21 protein-coding genes are annotated in these 16,823 nt (G+C 42.9%); 4 read left to right on the plus strand and 17 right to left on the minus strand.

What is annotated here, in order from left to right; translation table 11 throughout:
* Positions 1-52 precede the first annotated feature (52 nt).
* The 15 genes from HMPREF3144_RS06490 to HMPREF3144_RS06560 all read right to left on the minus strand — a co-directional run bounded on the left by HMPREF3144_RS06490 (position 53) and on the right by HMPREF3144_RS06560 (position 11,425).
* A complete protein-coding gene (locus HMPREF3144_RS06490) occupies positions 53-880 on the minus strand; it encodes a hypothetical protein (RefSeq protein ID WP_036560968.1) in 828 nt (275 codons plus the stop codon).
* Entirely contained in the window at positions 880-1,161 is a 282-nt protein-coding gene (locus HMPREF3144_RS06495) for a hypothetical protein (RefSeq protein ID WP_070469680.1), read from the minus strand. The genes HMPREF3144_RS06490 and HMPREF3144_RS06495 overlap by 1 nt, the downstream gene beginning before the upstream one ends.
* A 41-nt stretch (positions 1,162-1,202) precedes the next feature.
* Positions 1,203-2,138, minus strand: a complete 936-nt coding sequence (locus tag HMPREF3144_RS06500; protein WP_070477032.1) for a DUF5309 domain-containing protein — start codon at positions 2,136-2,138, stop codon at positions 1,203-1,205.
* A gap of 18 nt (positions 2,139-2,156) precedes the next feature.
* On the minus strand, positions 2,157-3,092 hold the full coding sequence (locus tag HMPREF3144_RS06505; RefSeq protein ID WP_070477034.1) for a hypothetical protein: 936 nt from the start codon (positions 3,090-3,092) through the stop codon (positions 2,157-2,159).
* A gap of 54 nt (positions 3,093-3,146) precedes the next feature.
* Complete coding sequence (locus HMPREF3144_RS06510) at positions 3,147-3,449, minus strand: hypothetical protein (RefSeq protein ID WP_070477036.1); 303 nt, start codon at positions 3,447-3,449, stop codon at positions 3,147-3,149.
* Between the two features lie 15 nt (positions 3,450-3,464).
* Positions 3,465-5,609, minus strand: a complete 2,145-nt coding sequence (locus tag HMPREF3144_RS06515; protein ID WP_070477038.1) for a portal protein — start codon at positions 5,607-5,609, stop codon at positions 3,465-3,467.
* Positions 5,602-6,855: a PBSX family phage terminase large subunit gene (locus HMPREF3144_RS06520; RefSeq protein WP_070477040.1), complete on the minus strand. Its 1,254-nt coding sequence runs from the start codon at positions 6,853-6,855 to the stop codon at positions 5,602-5,604. Before HMPREF3144_RS06520 ends, HMPREF3144_RS06515 begins: the two co-directional genes overlap by 8 nt.
* Positions 6,856-6,861: 6 nt before the next feature.
* Complete coding sequence (locus HMPREF3144_RS06525) at positions 6,862-7,284, minus strand: terminase small subunit (protein ID WP_070477041.1); 423 nt, start codon at positions 7,282-7,284, stop codon at positions 6,862-6,864.
* A 149-nt stretch (positions 7,285-7,433) separates the two neighbouring features.
* Positions 7,434-8,291 (minus strand): BRO-N domain-containing protein, encoded by an 858-nt coding sequence (locus HMPREF3144_RS11440; RefSeq protein WP_083290412.1) that lies wholly within the window; start codon positions 8,289-8,291, stop codon positions 7,434-7,436.
* Positions 8,292-8,545: 254 nt separating this feature from the next.
* Positions 8,546-8,884, minus strand: a complete 339-nt coding sequence (locus tag HMPREF3144_RS06535) for a sigma factor-like helix-turn-helix DNA-binding protein (RefSeq protein WP_070477043.1) — start codon at positions 8,882-8,884, stop codon at positions 8,546-8,548.
* Positions 8,881-9,270, minus strand: coding sequence for a RusA family crossover junction endodeoxyribonuclease (locus HMPREF3144_RS06540; RefSeq protein WP_036561572.1), 390 nt, complete (start codon positions 9,268-9,270; stop codon positions 8,881-8,883). Before HMPREF3144_RS06540 ends, HMPREF3144_RS06535 begins: the two co-directional genes overlap by 4 nt.
* Complete coding sequence (locus HMPREF3144_RS06545) at positions 9,257-9,715, minus strand: replication protein P (protein ID WP_070477046.1); 459 nt, start codon at positions 9,713-9,715, stop codon at positions 9,257-9,259. The genes HMPREF3144_RS06540 and HMPREF3144_RS06545 overlap by 14 nt, the downstream gene beginning before the upstream one ends.
* A complete protein-coding gene (locus HMPREF3144_RS06550; RefSeq protein WP_070477048.1) occupies positions 9,712-10,713 on the minus strand; it encodes a hypothetical protein in 1,002 nt (333 codons plus the stop codon). The genes HMPREF3144_RS06545 and HMPREF3144_RS06550 overlap by 4 nt, the downstream gene beginning before the upstream one ends.
* A gap of 4 nt (positions 10,714-10,717) precedes the next feature.
* The gene (locus tag HMPREF3144_RS06555; RefSeq protein ID WP_070477050.1) at positions 10,718-11,092 is read right to left on the minus strand and encodes a phage regulatory CII family protein; all 375 of its coding nucleotides are present in this window, start codon (positions 11,090-11,092) and stop codon (positions 10,718-10,720) included.
* 60 nt (positions 11,093-11,152) lie between these two features.
* Positions 11,153-11,425 (minus strand): transcriptional regulator, encoded by a 273-nt coding sequence (locus HMPREF3144_RS06560; protein ID WP_052043734.1) that lies wholly within the window; start codon positions 11,423-11,425, stop codon positions 11,153-11,155.
* 244 nt (positions 11,426-11,669) lie between these two features.
* On the opposite strand from HMPREF3144_RS06560, the gene HMPREF3144_RS06565 reads away from it, so the two are divergent.
* The 4 genes from HMPREF3144_RS06565 (at position 11,670) to HMPREF3144_RS06580 (ending at position 15,265) form a co-directional block, all read left to right on the plus strand.
* Positions 11,670-12,221 (plus strand): S24 family peptidase, encoded by a 552-nt coding sequence (locus tag HMPREF3144_RS06565; protein WP_168163060.1) that lies wholly within the window; start codon positions 11,670-11,672, stop codon positions 12,219-12,221.
* 16 nt (positions 12,222-12,237) lie between these two features.
* Positions 12,238-12,552, plus strand: coding sequence for a hypothetical protein (locus HMPREF3144_RS06570; RefSeq protein ID WP_141742743.1), 315 nt, complete (start codon positions 12,238-12,240; stop codon positions 12,550-12,552).
* A gap of 107 nt (positions 12,553-12,659) precedes the next feature.
* Positions 12,660-14,369: an ATP-dependent nuclease gene (locus HMPREF3144_RS06575; RefSeq protein ID WP_070477057.1), complete on the plus strand. Its 1,710-nt coding sequence runs from the start codon at positions 12,660-12,662 to the stop codon at positions 14,367-14,369.
* Between the two features lie 38 nt (positions 14,370-14,407).
* Positions 14,408-15,265, plus strand: coding sequence for a DNA adenine methylase (locus HMPREF3144_RS06580; RefSeq protein ID WP_070477059.1), 858 nt, complete (start codon positions 14,408-14,410; stop codon positions 15,263-15,265).
* A 105-nt stretch (positions 15,266-15,370) separates the two neighbouring features.
* On the opposite strand, the gene HMPREF3144_RS06585 is transcribed toward HMPREF3144_RS06580, so the two are convergent.
* Positions 15,371-15,811: a hypothetical protein gene (locus HMPREF3144_RS06585; RefSeq protein ID WP_070477061.1), complete on the minus strand. Its 441-nt coding sequence runs from the start codon at positions 15,809-15,811 to the stop codon at positions 15,371-15,373.
* Positions 15,808-16,689 carry a hypothetical protein gene (locus HMPREF3144_RS06590; protein ID WP_070477063.1) on the minus strand — a complete coding sequence of 294 codons (882 nt, stop codon included), beginning with the start codon at positions 16,687-16,689 and terminating at the stop codon, positions 15,808-15,810. Before HMPREF3144_RS06590 ends, HMPREF3144_RS06585 begins: the two co-directional genes overlap by 4 nt.
* Positions 16,690-16,823: the final 134 nt, after the last annotated feature.

Raw genomic sequence — 16,823 nt, forward strand, 5'->3', positions numbered from 1 at the left:
GGCGAGGGCGTCATTTGGGGACGTGACCTTGATCTAGGTGGGGAGCCCTGCATTAGCGGGGCTTTCGTTTTTTAGTCGGCATGACTGTGTCACCCTTAGGAATTACCGTCCGATATTGCGGAACACCTCTTAAATCAATACCTATTCGATCCTTAACCACATTCCCATACCCATCATCACGTCCGTAAGGATTTATTAGGTTGTTTTGTTTCCTAGCAGGATCAACAAATACCTCTGACTTACGACTGGTTGCACTTTTAACCTGTTTCATCACATCATCGATGTTGTAACCATCACGTAACACCCTAGCGTCATAAATATGGTCTAAATCTATGATAAAGTTGTTTTTAAACGGATAAGATGCATCCATCGCTTTTCTTTGTGTCACAAGAGAATCAAATTGCTGTGGAGTCATGGCGTCTTTAAGTCGAACATATTTATTGTTCTCACCATTACTTATATCAAGTAGCCCTTTTCGTATGTTTTTAATATCTTTAGAACTTAAATTACTGCGCCTTTGATAGCGTTCAAACAAGTCTTTAGAGAAGCCAAACAGACTTTTCGCTTTTGTTGCACCGAAAGGTAAAGCCAAGCTGGACAAGCCTCCGATAATATCACCCGAGCTTCCCAGATTATCCTGCCACCCAACTTTGCGGAATTGGTCAGCAATCCAATCAGAGCCTAATACCGGACGTCCTAAGCTTGGCAACTCACCATTGAACAAATCAAAGGATTGATTAGCGAAGTTAATCCCATCAATCGCTCTATTTAAGCCATAAGTTACCGCATCCACCGGAAAGCCTAACGGCTCAATCACAGCCGTTCTTGATAAGCCACCGCCAACATCAGACAATTTAAAATCATCTAAAAGCCCAGGCATTAAACCCTACCTTTCCACACTCTAAAATGACTCAGTGCGGGGTCGTTTAATATCCGCTTAATGTGTTCATCGTTATTCATCAGCTCATTAAACGTGATGCCGTTATTGTTACAGTAAGCTTCTAAAATCACGTTAGGAATCGTCATAGCGTGCTTTAACTCATTGCTGCCGTGTAGCCCCTCATTGCTCTTAGCTTTCGCCTCTCGCAGAATATCGCCTACGTCTTGCGCACGCTCAACGATAACAATGTCGCCGCCGCCGTCATGTAACTTTGTTCTCATAGCTAAAGAGCGCCCATTGCTGAGCGCTCCTCCGATTAAAGTTAAGCCGCTAGGTCACGGATAACACCGCTTGATTTCTCATTTCCAACTCGCAACGTATACTGTACAGTGATTTCTTTGGAAATCGCACCGCCCGTATACGCAAGGTCTTTCTGCTGGAACGGTTGCAAGTAAGCAGTACTAAACTTCTCAGTCTCCAACACGTAAGCGGTTTTCGTATCAACAATGCGGCTTGGTACCACCTTTAATCGACCATAGTCGGACACATAGATATCCACCGCATTAATGAGTGTTTTAGCGCTTGCAGCGTCAGTAATCGTCGTATTAGCTCGACCACCAAAAGTGCTAAACTTTTGTTTTTGCGGCGGCGCTAACAAGATTAAATTAGGCTTACCGCCCTCTTGGTAGCACTTCTGCAATACGTCAATAAGCAAATCTTCGGTAAACTCACGCTCGGTACCATCAACCGCAGCTACGTTGTTGTAAGGGTCAGGCGCTACGCCGCTATTGCCTAAGCTAACGTTAGTCGCAATCCAACCATCAAGACCACGTAACTCAGACGGCGTGCTTGAACCATCACCATCAACCGCTGTCTTGTTGTTAAGTAATGCGTATTCCATGTCTAGCTTTAACTCAGCCGACTTTTTAGCCATCTGAGTCGCCATGCGATAGAGATTGCCGGCTGAACGTGCAGCCTGTTGAGTCGTTGAGATACTCGGTGCCTTACGTGAATACTGAATACGGTTAGTACAACGCACACCCGGATTGACAGTGTCGGTAGCGGTCGGTGCGCCCTCAACGGTTGCGTTTTTGCCTGGCGTTGCTAGCTCGTCAGTCGTCCACTCGTGCAGCGTATTAGTTGCTTTGGAGCGACCAATTGCCGACAAAAACGGAGTATCAGTTGGTGAAATGCGATAAATTACATCGCTCAAATCTTCGCGGTTCACTACCGCTTGGTGTGTGGTAAATGTTGTCATTTTAAATTTTCCTTATGCTTAATCGTCTTGAATCATGCCTGCAAAGACTGCGGCAGCTGCGTTAACGCTTCCTGTGCGTTTTAAGCTGTCATACGCCTTTGCGCCTTTTTGATTAGCACGTCTTGCGCCCGGTCGCTCTACTCGGGGTGGCTTGTTCTGTGCTTTTGCTTTGCCCGTCCTGCCTTGCTCGGTGAGGCGGTCATAAAGCATTGCCTTGCGAACTAATAAAACTTCGCGATGGTCTTGGACTCGTGCTAGCGCATCATCGGTATAGCCAAGCCCTTTTAAATAATCTTTGATTTCACTCTTTTCTTTTGTGGCAGTCTTCTCGTCTTTCCACGCCGGAATCTCCGTAACCAGCTTTTGAGACTCTTCCTCAAGCACCGCCGCTTGTTGTTGATACATGTCTTGCTCTTGCGCTTGCATGAGCTGCATACGCTGCTGTTGTGCTTGCTGATACTGCTGCTGCAAATTCTGGTACGCGGCTTGCTGACGTAAATATTCGCCAGGGTTAGTATCAATCAAGCTTGGGTCTGGTGCTTGAGCAATAAACGCTTCTAAGCGTGTCTCGTACTGTTGCAAGACGTTGATAGCTTGCTCACGCTCCGCCATCGCCTGTTGCATTGCTTGTTGCGCTTGCGCTTGTAACTGTGTAGCTTGCGTAAAGCGCTCGGTGCTGCTTGCGGTCTTTTGATAGCCGGCTAATAGTTCCGACTTCGTGACCTGCTTTTCTACACCGTCTATTTTTACCGTAAAGAGTTCCTCTTCTTCACTTTCTTCGGTGTCCGCATCTTCGCCTTCTTCGCCATCCTCTGCGCTAAGCTCATCGTCAAAGTCCTGCGCATCCTCTGCGTAATCATCGGCGTGTTCGTGTTCATCGTCTTGCAGTATCGATACAAAGCCATCTTCTGCTGACTCCATGCCCTCGTTTTGGGTGATGTTGTCTAAGTCCATTTTCGGATCTCCAATAAAAAAACCCCAATTAAGGGGCCGTTATAAAACATGTGCTTAAAGCTCGTGCGTCTCGCCGTTATCAAGTAGCAATGCGGGCTTGCCTTGTGATACCCGAGCATTGCTGTGAATGCCACGATAAATAGCCGGCGCATCGTCACTCTCTGCGAACACGACAACTACACGTCTATCTGTGTTGTTTAGCTCGTAAATATTGGCAAGCTGCGCTACCTCTTCCCACGCCTTAGGCTGCTCTTTAGCTTCTGCCAATGGCTTAGCTGCTGCTCCGCCATCTTGCCTGTTTGTAGCACGCTTACTAGCTGTCTTTGAACTTCGTTTAATTGGTTTAAGCTCTGCCATATTTGTTCTCTCTCGTTATTGTCCGTACTGTTCGTCCATTGCTGGGTGTACGTCTCCGTTATGTACTGGAACGTCTCCGACCATAAAGGGTTGTTCAGTATCAACTGGGCTTGGTTGCCCCTCGTCAATTCCTTGTTGAGTAGCGTTTCCTGCTCCGGCGTTAGTTCCGTCATCTGCAATAAATCCTGTGTTCTGTTGGTCGTATTGGTGATACAAGTCTTGCTCGACTGCGGCGCCCATCTTAAGCGCCATTTCTTGACGTTTTAGGTTCATCTCAGCTATCAATCGCTCACGCTTTAAGATAATGTCTTGCTCAGCTTGCCAGCGTTTAAGCTCCATTTCTTGCATCTTAATCTGTGCTTCGGTCTGCGCTTTAATCAGCTCAGGGTCAGGTTGCTCTTGCTCCTGTTGCTCTGGTTGCTGCTGACTTGGGTCAATAAAGAAGCTCTCAGGGTTTTTAAAGCCCATATTTTCAAGCAACTTAGCTCCTGTGTGATAAATCTTCTGCGGGTCAGCAAGACCTAACTGCATACCTTGCGTTTGCAGTTCTAAAATTTGCATTAACTGGCCTGCGACTTGGTCACGGTTGCCTGACCCTAGACCAACGTTAATGACAAAATCAAACTGGTTGTGCCACTCTCTCGGGTCAATCGTGACCCACTTGTTCGTTAGCTTAATGACTTCTGCGCGGTCTTGATACATGCTCACCAGCTTTAAAATCGCTCTAAACAGGTCTTTAACGCCAGTTTCAGCAAAGACCCTTGCTATGAGCTCTACACGCATTTCTGACTTGTTAGTAATGATATTGATACCGGTAGCTGTCTTATTGAGACTATCCGCCCCCACGCCTTGGCTGTATCGTGTCCAACCAGTACGGTTCTCACCGGCAGTTGTGACTTGCTCCAACATGGCCAAACCAGACCCCAAATCAGGTCTGCCCGTTTGTAACGGGCCAACATCGCTCGGGTGCTTAACTCGCACAACGCCACCCGGACGATTAGTAAGCAAGTCGTCCATATTGACATTGCCCTGTACCGCATAAGTGCGCTCGTTAATGGTGCGATATAAGCCCTCTAAGTTAGAGCGCCAAATACTGGTTTTAACCCGCTGAATCGCCATCGCTTGGTCAGCAACCGACAGCCCAAAAAACTTATGTGGCACCGGAATTGGTGTAATCGTGACAAATGGAGGCGCGTCGACTTCTACGTTTTCTAAAATCGCATTGCCGGCACGTACAATCTTGCGCCATTTAGCAACGCCTGTACCGTCCATGTCGATTTTTAAATAGCACTCCGTAAGCTTTACTCGCTTTTCTACGTTTTCGTCGTGCTCAATTAAAAATCCATCATCACGTGTTACCGCTTCGTTATCGAATACGTCTAAAATATCGTCTGCGATGTTGTCTAAGTTATCGTAGCCAGCATCTCGTAGCTCGCTCATTGTGCGCTCAACACGATGGCCAACAAAAACCGCATCATCAATGCTGCGCGCCGAAGGGTCGATTAAAAACTCCTCTGGTGGTACATTATCAATCCGTACTTGTCCTTTAGATTTAACAAATCGTGCGGTTACGTTATAAAGCGCCACATTCTGCAACGGCTGACCTTGCTCATCAACGTCTAAACTAGGTGCTTCGCCCACTTGCTCAACGCCTATAATTTCCGCGCCATCTTCAATTAACAGGCCAATACCGGCTTCATCAACGCCAACGTACTGCTGAATGCTCTCTTCTGGTGTGTTATCCCAATACACCTTCAAAAATCCGTTCTTCTGTAACAGTGCGTCTTTAAACCACGTATAAAGCACTAGCCAGCCTGGGTTTTTACGGTAGAAAATGTAATTAACGTAAGCAGTCGCTTGTTGCGCTGCTTCGCCATCTTCCTCGTTTTGTGGCGCAAACTCTACTGCGTCATCGCCAGCCGTAAATATTTTCATCAAGCTAGGCAACATCCACTCTACTGTATCCGACACATCGCTAGATACGAATGTAGACGCACCTGGGTTGCCGTGTGGCGCAAGATCACCCTTGGCTTCACCGTCATAGTAATACAGCGCCTTTTCTCGCTCTTCGCTTATGCGCAACATCTCGCCGCCTGTGGCTTTTTCGATCTCGCGCTGCGTGATAGCTAGCAACTCATCATCTGTATATTCTTTAAGCATAGTTGTATTCCGGATATTCCAATTTGCCGCCCCATGTTTCATTGCTCATCTGGTCAGCGACTAGGGCTAAGTATCTAAACGCATCTGCACCATGTGAATATTCGTCATGCCGTGGTGCGCCTGGCTCATTAGTCCTGCGGTTGATTTCGCGCCGGTAGTTTTTCAAACAATCAACAAGGCGCTCTGCTCGCTTATCGATATAAACCCTTGGAAACACCTCACGTGCGGCTGAAATGCCCTCCTCAATGCGCATATTAGGCACAATCTGCGTGCTTCTTCCAAGCTCATCTAGCACCTCTTGCGTGCTCTTTCCGGTCTGTAGATTTTTATGCGCTCCATCGTGCGGCAAAAAGTCGATGCCCCAGTTGTGGGCCATGTCATTCAGCTGCTTAACGTAGCTAGATACCGTGCGGTGGCTGTCCTCGATGTAGTCCACGATGTAAATCGCTGACGCAGAACGCTGAGCCAAAATAATTGTCATCTTGTCGTTCCAGCCAAGGTCCCACACCGTGTGCGTTTTAAGCGTACTGCTTGCCGGCACGTGCGTAAATCGACCGCTGGCTTGTAACTCAGTTATTTCATTGTGATAAATAGCACCCTCCGCAGCTGGCAAGGTCTTGCCTTCCCAAATCCACGCATACTCATGCGCAGGTCTCGTGCGCTTAGCCTCCAATCGCTCCTGCTCCAGCACATCTGGAAACCACGGGTTGTCGTAGTAGTTAACTTCAACAACAAACGCATTAGCCGGCGGATTAACAACAAAGCGCTGATACGTCTCGTCCGTCTCAAGCTCTGGGTTAAACGTGACCCAGATTTCAGAATCAGGCGCGCGGATTGTCGGTATTAAGATATCCCACGACTTTTTACTAACCGTCTGCGCCTCTTCCACCCAAACTATGTCCACTGCCTCGTAAGACTTAATCGATTCGACCGTATGGCTTGCTAAGCCCGCGAATAAAAAAAGGGAGCCATTACGCCCCCTAATTTCCGTGTCCAACACTTCGTAAAACTGACCTAGTCCCATCGCTTGGATCTGGTCGCTAAGCAACCGATGAACTGAATCTTTGATCGACTTTTGCACCTCCCGAGTGCAAAGCACCCTAAGCGGCTTTTGAGCGGCTAGCAGCAGTAGCGCTCTTGCAATACTCCACGACTTCCCCGAGCCTCGGCCGCCGTGGTAAATCTTGTAACGTTGCGGCTTAAAGAGCGACTGAAACTTGCGTGGAAACTTAATATCAATTTCCATCGCCGATTACTCAAACTCAACGTTGATTTTTAAGCTCACGTCGACTTCACCGCTGTGTTCGACCAGTTGCTTATCTAGGCCCAACAGCTTGGCTTTGCCCATCGTTGCTGTCACGGCTGAGCCAGATTGTGATGTATCAATTGCTAGTTGTCGCGCTTCCTCAAGCTCTGCGATTAAGTCGTCAACAGTGATCTCATGGCGCTTAGCGTGCTCTGCTTTTAGCTCAGCAATCCTTAGCGCGATCTTAGCGTTATCTAAAAGTCTGCTTGCAGCAACACTCACACTTGCGGCCGTCATCTTTTCTGCGCTATAGCTCATACGGTAAGCTTCACTTGCGTTACCGGTCTCGATGTACGCAAGACAGAAAGATTCTTGCTTTAGCGTTAATCTTTTAGCCGCCGGCGCGGCCTTAGCGTTGCCCTTGGCCATGTTTGTTTCTCCAACAAAAAAGCCCCGCTGAGCAATCAACGAGGCTATAAACGTAAAAACCCACCGTTTAGGTGGGTTAAATTGCCATGGAACAAATGCCTTATCCGCACTTACTCCACATTTTAGACAATTTTAGGTAAAAACTTGCGTCAAGTCAAGCGCTTGAATGTGCAGTTCTTAATATTACTGACTCTTTCGTTCCAATCCATTCCTTTGTTATCTAACTGCTGAAACTGTTTTGATAAATCCAATAAACAATCTTCAGTTAACGTCAGGGTCATAATAGGATCATGAGTCAACGAGTAAGCTCTACCACATAGACCAGAATCTAACTTCTTCAACACTGGCAACATGTGGTCTTGCATAAACTCTGACAGATTTTTAAGCCGAAACCACAAATTGATCGTATTCCAAGCGTCGATCTCATTTAAGTAACCGTAATGTTCCTGATGCTCAATTGCCTGTTGTGCTCTGGATGTAAAAACAGGCACAGGGACGCCTAGCACCTCGCAAGCGTGCGGAAAGTCCACGGCTTTGATGTGTTTATAGCTAGCGACTTGGAACTCGCGCTTTAGCATTCCGAAGAGCGCTTGATAAGTTTGTCCCGTCTCACCGCAAATTCTCATCACGCTGTTGTAAATGTAACCGACCTGCTCGTCTGTCATGCGGTCGCTTGGCGTTTCGTATTTTCCCGTCTTGCGGATTTGGGGAAGGACCTCATCAAAAACCCAATTCTGAAAATTGATCGCTTGTGGTTTATTTGAACGGAAAATAACACGGTAGAGATTAGGTTCGTTTATGAAAACTAGCTCTCTTTTCTGACCGCTTGATCTGATATACATTTTATGTACACCAGCTTCTGAAAGCTTAAATCTACTGGGGTTTGCGTTTGAAATCTCAAGTACGCTAGCAACATCTGTCAAACAAAATAAAGGTTCGTTATTTAAGATTTCGATTCGAATAGGTGATTGGTTGAATTGAAAAATAGATAAATTTTGAGCATCCATAATGGACTCCTTCGAGATTTTTTGAGTAAATGCCTCTTTTGAGAAGGCGGCCAGGTGCTCAAAACCGCTCGAAGACGGCGGGCATATTTCCCTTTCAGGTCTTTTATTAGCCGCACACCCGGCCATAGGCTTAAATTCTATGGACGTAAAAAAACCGCTAGACTGACGGGTGCGGATTCCGCTTCGAGATGGTGTTTTGAGCACCTACCCGAATATTAGCGTATTGCGTCTTTGTTGTAAAGCTTCCGTTCAAATTACACCTCTGCTCGCTCTTCTTCAAAATAATCAGCAATTAAGTATCTAGCCTTTTCAAGGCGCCTACTCACCGTGCTTTCAACTACGCCGTAGTATTCGCATATCGCTTGAAGCTTCCACGCAAAAAGATAGCGTAATTGGACTACGTCTCTTAGCTCAGGCTCCAGTGACAGCACGGCTCGATGTGTCCGCTTTACCCACGTTAAACGCTCTGCTTCTACCTCTTGTTTATAAAACTTGACGGTGTCGCAGCTTAGTTTTTTTGTGCCGATGGGGACTAAATGTCTTTTTGTGACATACTCCGCCCACTGCTCCAGTCGCGCATTGACATAGCTCATTCTGCCCCCAGCCTCTCCGCGATAACGGTTAACGCTCCACCAATGACAGGCTGACCATAACTAACACTTAATTTCTTAACCTGATTATCGTTGTGATACAAAACGCCCTCTAGAGCGTCTAGAGCGACTTTCAATGCGTTATCTAGGTCTACACATACCTTACTTGCTGTTTTGCTCGCTGTGAGCCTAGGGTGAACTCTCAAGATGATTTTATAATCACCATCATGTGGTTTTACTCGTTTTTCTTTTGCAATCCATTGGGCCGCATGTCGATAGTCATTCGCATCTTTGCTGCGGTAGGTTCGCACACGACCATTAACGACTGCTGTGCGCCAATAGCGATTTGCTGAAACGGGGTACGGTAACGTTAGCTCAATGCGTGCCACTGCTCAGCTCCTCAGTTACGTTTTTTAAGATTCCGCCATTTTTTTCAATGAGGGCCCTGATGTTCGCGATATGTACCGCGGCTTCTTCGGGTGCGCAAGGGATGTATTCGTGCGTAAGCTGCGGCTTACTGTCTTGGTGCCTTGATTCGTGCTTGCTTGGCTCACGGCACGCTTTTAAAAACTGTGGCAAGCTTGGTGGCCAGTCGTACATGTCTCGGCAGTTCTCAAGCCCTCGTTTAATCATTTGCGGCGTGATGCTATCCTCTACGAATGATTCAGCCCATGCCTCCTGCCAGTTATCAATAGCCTCTGCATCTGGAAAGCTAGCGCGCCATTTGCTTGGATACAAACCATCTAAACGCTTGTAAAGCAGCATGATTGGGCTAATATCTTTTCCTTTGAGTGGTTCTAACCAGTTAACTAATGTCATGTTTTGGTCGGTCATTGAATTACCCTCGCTTGTATGTCTAAAACTGATTCGCTGTTTTCACTAATCTCGTTGCGGTTGTCTCTATTTCTGTTTTGGTTGCGCATATGCTCCAATGGGTCAAAAACTGTCTTCTTGTTTGATACGATTTCGTCATCCCACCGATTGCCGTTCAAGTAGGTAGTTGGGTGCATTTTGTCAAAACCTAGCTGCTCTGCTTTGATTCTCGCTTGAACGTCGTTTGTCAGCATTTCAGCAAAGTCATTAGGCTTCATGCCCGATTCTTTGAGCCTTGTCTTGTATCTCGCGAATGATGTTTTTTTATTGATTTTCACCATTCCAGCAGCCCAAAATTTATTGAATGATTTTTCAACATCATCAACTACATCACTTCGATCATCTTTTTTTGCAATGGGCTGTGCGATGTCGGGTTGCTTATGTGTGGTAGTCTCTGTAGTAATCTCTTGTGTAATCTCTGACGTAGTCCTACCGTTTCGGTAGCAAGGGTGCTGTTGATTCGGTAGCACAAGTGCTGTTGATTCGATAGAACTAGTGGTACTGTTTCGATACGTCTTGTTCTGCTGTTTCGATACGTCTTGTTCTACTGATTCGGTAGGACTGGTGCTATCGTTTCGGCAGGACTGATGGGCGTCTTTTTCTTCTTTTTCTACTTCTTTTTTATTCGCTGTGTTACCTGATTTTTCAGCGCATAAAAACTCATTTATAAAGCTATCTATTTGTTCCCAATTCCACTTGTAATAATTCTTCGCGGGCATGCCTTTTTTGACGATTTGCACAAAACCATCTTTTTGTAAATTCTTAAAAATTCTTCGTTGCGCACCAGCTTTTATTCCAGTTTCGACTTCTATTTCTTCTTGTGTTTTGTAAATTTCACGACCACCCACTTTCTTTCGCCAATACATAAACTGGCAAATCAATAATGCTGTACTGATATCATCAAAAACCCTGGCTAATGATGGGTAAAAAGAAACTGGCCTACCTAAATTACTAGTCATAGCTCTACTGCCCTGATGCTTGTTTGAATAGGGCTAATATTTCCGGCATCGCATTAGCTAGCGCTGCGATTGCTTGTTTTTGCTTTGCTTCACCGTCTTGCAAAAACTTTTCTATCAACCAATAAATAGGTCTAGTGTCGCCAGTAGCAGCGATAAATCGTTCAAGATCGCAAAGACTAAATCGTCTTGGGTCTTCTGGGTTGGTAGATATCTTGCGTGATAGCTCGGTTGGACTTAAGTCCATATCAGCCGCGATAGTTTTAAGCGGGTTTCGATGCGTAAGAGCGCACTCACGTACACAATCAAGCATAGTCTCGTGTCGCTCAGTCAATCCCGGCGTGAAATCTAGCGTTAGCTGTTGTTGTGCAACTACTGACATGATTGTTTCCTCTACTTTCCACTACAAAAGAAGCTAAAAAAAGATGTGGCTTTTGTTGTGCTAAACGGTCTCTTTGGACTCTTGATTAGAACTATCTTTTTTAAGCTCTGGCCAGATATCGAAACCGTCTTTAGGTCGACAGTCGATTCGAGACACAGCCCCACCCGTAAACTCTTCTACTGCGGTGGCATAAGCTGGCCTCATTGCACGAAGGCCAGAGACCATTTGTGATAGGTAGCTAGGTGAAATTGAAAGGTGTTCAGACAGTTGAGTCATAAAACCCGGACGCTCGCTTGCGTATTGTTTGAGTTTTGTTAGTTCTGTATTTCGCATATAACCTCCGTTTAAAACACCTTGATTTTAGCATTTGTTTTAGCAAAATACAAGCTTATGCGAAATTAGCAAAGGATAAAATGCGAATATGAATGACATTAGAGAAATTAGAAACAAGAATCTGCGCGACTTAATTGACCGGCAATGCGGTGGTTCTCAGACTGTTTTTAGTGAGCGGACTGGGATATCACTTTCGCAAATCGGGCAATGGCTTGCTGACTCTGATAGTCCATATGCTAGAAATATGAGCGAGAGATCAGCTCGCAAGATTGAAGATGCGCTAAATTTAACGCCAATGTCACTAGACACGCCTAGCGTAAGCTTCCCGATTGCGGATAGCCCAGAATCATCATTGGCGCCTGCTGGTTACATCCGACTGGATTATTTAGAAGTCGAATCCTCTGCCGGCAAGGGTCGAAGTGTTGATTATGAGATGCCCGTATTGCACAAGCTCGATGTATTGGAGGATTGGGCTATTAGCGCTCTTGGCCGTAATGCTCAAGATCGCATAAAAATTATTAACAACGTCGGTGACAGCATGGCCCCAACCATCCTAGATGGCGACATTCTCTTTGTTGATGTGACAGCCAAAGCGTTCGAAGCCGAAGGTATTTATGTCATTAACTTTAATGATGTGCTACTCACTAAGCGGCTAGTGGCTCAACCAGACGGCAAGCTACTGATTGTGAGTGATAATCGTGACGTTTACAAGCCTATTGAAGTTTCTTATAAGGAAGTTCACGACCTAAACATCTGCGGCCGCGTCAGGGCGTGGTGGTCGTTGAGGAAGTATTAAATGAGGAGACATAACATTGAACTTACTTAAACTTATGCCTGCCGTTTTGTCGGCATTTTTTTTATATGGCTGTGCTTCTGCTACTAAAATGTACGCCCCCGATGGCAAAGAAATGATTGCTATTGATTGTAGTGGCGCTGCTATTAGTCCAACACTCTGTTATAAAAAAGCCAGTGAAGTTTGCGGAGATAAAGGTTACGTAATACTAGGCAAAGATGGTAAAGCAACACCCACTTCAAGCGGTTATGGCCACGTAAACGCCTACCAAGGTCTTGTCGTTCAGCAATCAGTAATGATTGTGCATCGCAATTTATACATTCGATGTAATTGAACCTAAAAGATATTTGAGAAGTATAAAAAACCGAGCCGTAAAGCTCTTTTGTTTGTGGATTATGTAACGAAAATTTATGTTATGTAAAAAGTATCTAGGTGATTATTATGGCAACAAAAATAACTACTATCAATATAGAAAAATTTAGACGATTAAAAAATCTAGAGATAAAATTAGCAGATAGAATTACATTGATTTGCGGAAAAAATAGTACCGCTAAATCAACGATTTTAGGAATAATAGCTCAAGTCTTCAATTTTGAAAAAGATTATAAAAAAAACGAAGAACTTTCTTACACTACAATTTCTGGTAAACAATTTAAATCGGTTTTCTCAGATCACTTTCGATTCTCTCCTAAAACGGATAAGCCTGGGTCGATGAATCTTAATTTTGAAGTTTTTGATGCTTATCAAAACAAAACAGTAAAAGCAAGACTGGAGTTAAGTGATAGTTCAGATAGGAAAAACTCTAGGCCGATAGTCAGGCAATTGGATGAAAATGGAAAGATTTTATTTAGCAGAAACTTCACACATCCAGTGATACATCTCGGGCTTGGTCGGTTAATGCCTATAGCATTAAGAAAGCAATACAATGAAGCTGTTTTTGAATATCTAGAACAGGAAGAAAACAATAAAGAGTTCCGCTTCTTAACTAATAGAATTCTTCTAAAAATGCACAGACCTGCTAAGAAGGTAACTCCTACAAAGGGTTCTATTTTCTCAACTGTAGCACACGGCGATGAATATGACCAAGACTCAGTTTCAGCCGGTGAGGACAATGTAGGACAAATAGTTTTAGCATTGCTTTCTTTTAAAAAACTAAAAGAAGAGTACATGGATTACCACGGCGGTACTCTGTTGATAGATGAAGCTGATGCTGGCTTATATCCAGGCGCGCAGGAAGAGTTTATTAAAGTTTTAAATGAATATGCTACTAAGTATAATCTTCAAGTTGTAATGACAAGCCACTCACCGATCATGATAAACAATGTACTTAAGCTTGGCAAAGTTAATAGTACTCTTTATTTAACCGACTCTTACGGCGACATTGAAATTAAAACAGATTGGAATTGGAATCAAATTGAATGTGACTTATTCGTAAAAACAGCAAACGATTCTAGCGCACTAAATATTCCTAAAATTGATTTTTATTTTGAAGATCAAGAGGCTATTGATTTCCATAAAAAAATTCTCTACAGATCCAAACTAAATAAACATATAAGGATAATGCAAGGAATTTCACTAGGATGCTCCAACTACAAGGATCTTGCTTCAAAAAAAATACCAACCTTCTATAATGAATCTGTAATTGTTTTAGATGGTGATCAAAGAGGTGGAAAAAAATTCAAGAATTTTCTTTTTTTACCTACTCAATTAGCGCCCGATCAACTCCTTTACTTGATTTTAAATAACTTAGATGAAGGTGATGATTATTGGCGAGAAAACCCTAAGGGAACAACCAAAGCCATTTTTTCAAGGGCCGCCCAAGAAATTAGCAACACATTAGACATTGTTGGACACTTAAGCGAAGAGGAATTTAACCAAAAAATAATCAACTATCAAAACAATAACACTTCTAGCTCAAACCAGCAAAAACAAGGTAAGTTAAGAAGAAAATTTAAAGATTTTTATAATCATGTTGAAATAAAAAAACTCATCAATATAAATGGACAATATAATCCATTCCTTTATTACTTGAAAACGAAGCCAAATCTTTCTGAAACATACATTAATAATATGCAAGAAGCCATGGAGTATGTACTCACATCTTCTAAAGGCTTCACAAAAACTTTTATCGAACAAAATTATTTTAACTAGCTCTGGCCAAACGAAATTAAATACACTAAAATCCAAACATGAGCAGATTTTACACCCCTCTTCGTTACCCTGGCGGCAAAGGTAAGTTCACCCCCTTCATTGAGTCTTTAATTAAGACCAATGGGCTTCGTGGCGGACACTACCTAGAAGTATATGCTGGTGGTGCCGGGGTTGCGTTAGAGTTGCTATTTAATGGAACTGTATCAGATATCCATATTAATGATTTGGACCCAGCAATAGCTGCTTTCTGGAAAGCTAGCGTTCAATATACAGACGACTTAATAGCTAAAATTCGTGAAGTGGATATCACAATGGATAACTGGTATCACTACAAAGCCATCATGGAGGACGTTGATAATAACGACACCCTAGAAAAAGGTTTCGCCACTTTCTTCATGAATCGTTGTAATCGTTCAGGCATCTTAAAAGGCGGTGTTATTGGTGGCAAAGCCCAAGCAGGGAGTTGGAAATTAGATGCTCGCTTTAATAAAATAAGCCTTATCCCCCGTTTTGAAAGAATAAAGCTATTTAAAGACAGAATTCATGTGTATTCAGAAGACGCAAAGGATCTATTACAGCGTTGTGAGGATATTCTTCCGTCTAAAAACTCGCTTATTTATCTAGACCCTCCTTATTATGAAAAGGGTCAAGGGCTATATCGAAACTTTTATAACCATCAAGATCATATTGATATAAAAAAAACCTTAGATAATATTAAATATCCTTGGCTAGTGTCTTATGATAATGCCCCAGAAATTAGAAAGATTTACCAAGGCTATCGAACACAAAACCATATACTTACTTATACAGCTCAAGAAAAAAAACTTGGCGACGAAATATTATTCTTTAGTAATGAGCTTAAAATTCCGACAAAAGGGCTTCGTCAAACAGCTTAACTTGTCTTATGTCGACCCGCCCAACGGTTTTTTATCGATAGCTCCTACCTAATAAATCTATACAAAAATACTATGGTTATGAGCTAGCTATCATTAACTCAAAACTTAATCGTAAAAGCTTAATACTGACTTGGCAGTGTCATACAAAAGATAAAGCCCATAAATAAAAACGCTGATTAATAAAATCTCTAAACCTATATGGATATGTGTACTAAAGTGGACAAACGGGAGTTTCTCAGATGTAAGCATCGATAACATCATGGCCGCGATTACAGCACCTATTTGCTCTCTAATTGAGAGTAAGAGCTCCTTTTTAGTATTCTTAAAAGCTTGATCTACAGCCGTATTATGCTCACGGCTTATTTCAAACATTTTAGCTAAAATAACCGCCATAGTAGCCGTATTGATAGCCAAAACAGTGATTAAAATAGTAACTAGATTTGAGCGCAAAAAATCACCTAGGTAATCTAAACCTAGCAAACATTGGACAAAATACAACATTGTTGCAATTGCCATAGATTTTAAAAGATTATTTACGATGCTCATAAAAACTTATCTAGTGTCTCTTGAACTGCTTCAATGTCGTTTCCAATAATTGTCAAATCATCAAGCGCAACTGAAGTAACGTTATTTTTGGTATCAATCGTCCTTCTCAACCCTTTGACTTTCATTTTAATATAGCCACCCCCTTTACTGCTGTAATCAACCATATCTTTTAATTGTGGATTATCTTTCGAAATATTTAACTCTTGAAAACTTTCAGCTGACAGTCCTAGGTTAGAAGTAGAAGCATTAGTTCTTTTGGCAAGTTTCTTTAGGTCTTCACTTAAAGAATGTGAAATATTTGCCATGTTCGGAGTCACTAAGTGAAACTCAATCTTTTCAACTTTTTTATCTTCAACTAAACTCCAAAAGCTCTCTTGGTTAAAAATAGGATTTATATGTGTATTTAGATTATGCTGACGCAAAATCTCATTTAACCTTTTTTCAAGCTCATTAATAAGGGTTGTGGTAGATGCTGCTACTTGAGTTCGATGCTCTACTGCGATAAGTTGCTTTTCGGGATCATTCCAAATTAAGACATAACTCCGTGGCCAAGTAACATCTCTTTGCGTCGTAAAATCCTCTGTATCTATTTTAATCGACTTTGGTTTTGCTAGCCAGAAAATAAAGAATGAGTTTTGCTTATTAAATTCATCTTTAGGATATATTTTTTTTAACCTATATTTATCTTGCGTGCCATCAATCTCACCTAGAGTGGCTTGATGAGCAAGATAATTAAATGCTTCCATGAAGTACTCGTTCTTTCGAGCAATGACCTCATCAACAGTGTGTTGACCTTCCTCTAAAGGTAACTTCTCTTGAATGCGCTGATTCGGATTAATCTGATATCGATAAAGATGAAATATACGTTGCTCACTCATACCCTAAAACCTCAATTAATAAGAAACCTATATTGCGAACAAATATACTTTGAGATAAAACGCATCAAAAGTAAGGGTAAATTACTCTTATTTAAAGGCTTCTATGAATTTTTAAATCTAGAAATTTAACAATT

The organism is Oligella sp. HMSC05A10, assembly GCF_001808335.1.
GTDB lineage: Bacteria > Pseudomonadota > Gammaproteobacteria > Burkholderiales > Burkholderiaceae_B > Oligella > Oligella urethralis.

What these genes read in the sequence shown, in the direction of transcription:
- HMPREF3144_RS06490 (WP_036560968.1), bottom strand. Translation starts at nt 880, where the DNA reads ATGCCTGGGCTTTTAGATGATTTTAAATTGTCTGATGTTGGCGGTGGC.
- HMPREF3144_RS06495 (WP_070469680.1), bottom strand. Translation starts at nt 1,161, where the DNA reads ATGAGAACAAAGTTACATGACGGCGGCGGCGACATTGTTATCGTTGAG.
- HMPREF3144_RS06500 (WP_070477032.1), bottom strand. Translation starts at nt 2,138, where the DNA reads ATGACAACATTTACCACACACCAAGCGGTAGTGAACCGCGAAGATTTG.
- HMPREF3144_RS06505 (WP_070477034.1), bottom strand. Translation starts at nt 3,092, where the DNA reads ATGGACTTAGACAACATCACCCAAAACGAGGGCATGGAGTCAGCAGAA.
- HMPREF3144_RS06510 (WP_070477036.1), bottom strand. Translation starts at nt 3,449, where the DNA reads ATGGCAGAGCTTAAACCAATTAAACGAAGTTCAAAGACAGCTAGTAAG.
- HMPREF3144_RS06515 (WP_070477038.1), bottom strand. Translation starts at nt 5,609, where the DNA reads ATGCTTAAAGAATATACAGATGATGAGTTGCTAGCTATCACGCAGCGC.
- HMPREF3144_RS06520 (WP_070477040.1), bottom strand. Translation starts at nt 6,855, where the DNA reads ATGGAAATTGATATTAAGTTTCCACGCAAGTTTCAGTCGCTCTTTAAG.
- HMPREF3144_RS06525 (WP_070477041.1), bottom strand. Translation starts at nt 7,284, where the DNA reads ATGGCCAAGGGCAACGCTAAGGCCGCGCCGGCGGCTAAAAGATTAACG.
- HMPREF3144_RS11440 (WP_083290412.1), bottom strand. Translation starts at nt 8,291, where the DNA reads ATGGATGCTCAAAATTTATCTATTTTTCAATTCAACCAATCACCTATT.
- HMPREF3144_RS06535 (WP_070477043.1), bottom strand. Translation starts at nt 8,884, where the DNA reads ATGAGCTATGTCAATGCGCGACTGGAGCAGTGGGCGGAGTATGTCACA.
- HMPREF3144_RS06545 (WP_070477046.1), bottom strand. Translation starts at nt 9,715, where the DNA reads ATGACCGACCAAAACATGACATTAGTTAACTGGTTAGAACCACTCAAA.
- HMPREF3144_RS06550 (WP_070477048.1), bottom strand. Translation starts at nt 10,713, where the DNA reads ATGACTAGTAATTTAGGTAGGCCAGTTTCTTTTTACCCATCATTAGCC.
- HMPREF3144_RS06555 (WP_070477050.1), bottom strand. Translation starts at nt 11,092, where the DNA reads ATGTCAGTAGTTGCACAACAACAGCTAACGCTAGATTTCACGCCGGGA.
- HMPREF3144_RS06560 (WP_052043734.1), bottom strand. Translation starts at nt 11,425, where the DNA reads ATGCGAAATACAGAACTAACAAAACTCAAACAATACGCAAGCGAGCGT.
- HMPREF3144_RS06565 (WP_168163060.1), top strand. Translation starts at nt 11,670, where the DNA reads ATGAGCGAGAGATCAGCTCGCAAGATTGAAGATGCGCTAAATTTAACG.
- HMPREF3144_RS06575 (WP_070477057.1), top strand. Translation starts at nt 12,660, where the DNA reads ATGGCAACAAAAATAACTACTATCAATATAGAAAAATTTAGACGATTA.
- HMPREF3144_RS06580 (WP_070477059.1), top strand. Translation starts at nt 14,408, where the DNA reads ATGAGCAGATTTTACACCCCTCTTCGTTACCCTGGCGGCAAAGGTAAG.
- HMPREF3144_RS06585 (WP_070477061.1), bottom strand. Translation starts at nt 15,811, where the DNA reads ATGAGCATCGTAAATAATCTTTTAAAATCTATGGCAATTGCAACAATG.
- HMPREF3144_RS06590 (WP_070477063.1), bottom strand. Translation starts at nt 16,689, where the DNA reads ATGAGTGAGCAACGTATATTTCATCTTTATCGATATCAGATTAATCCG.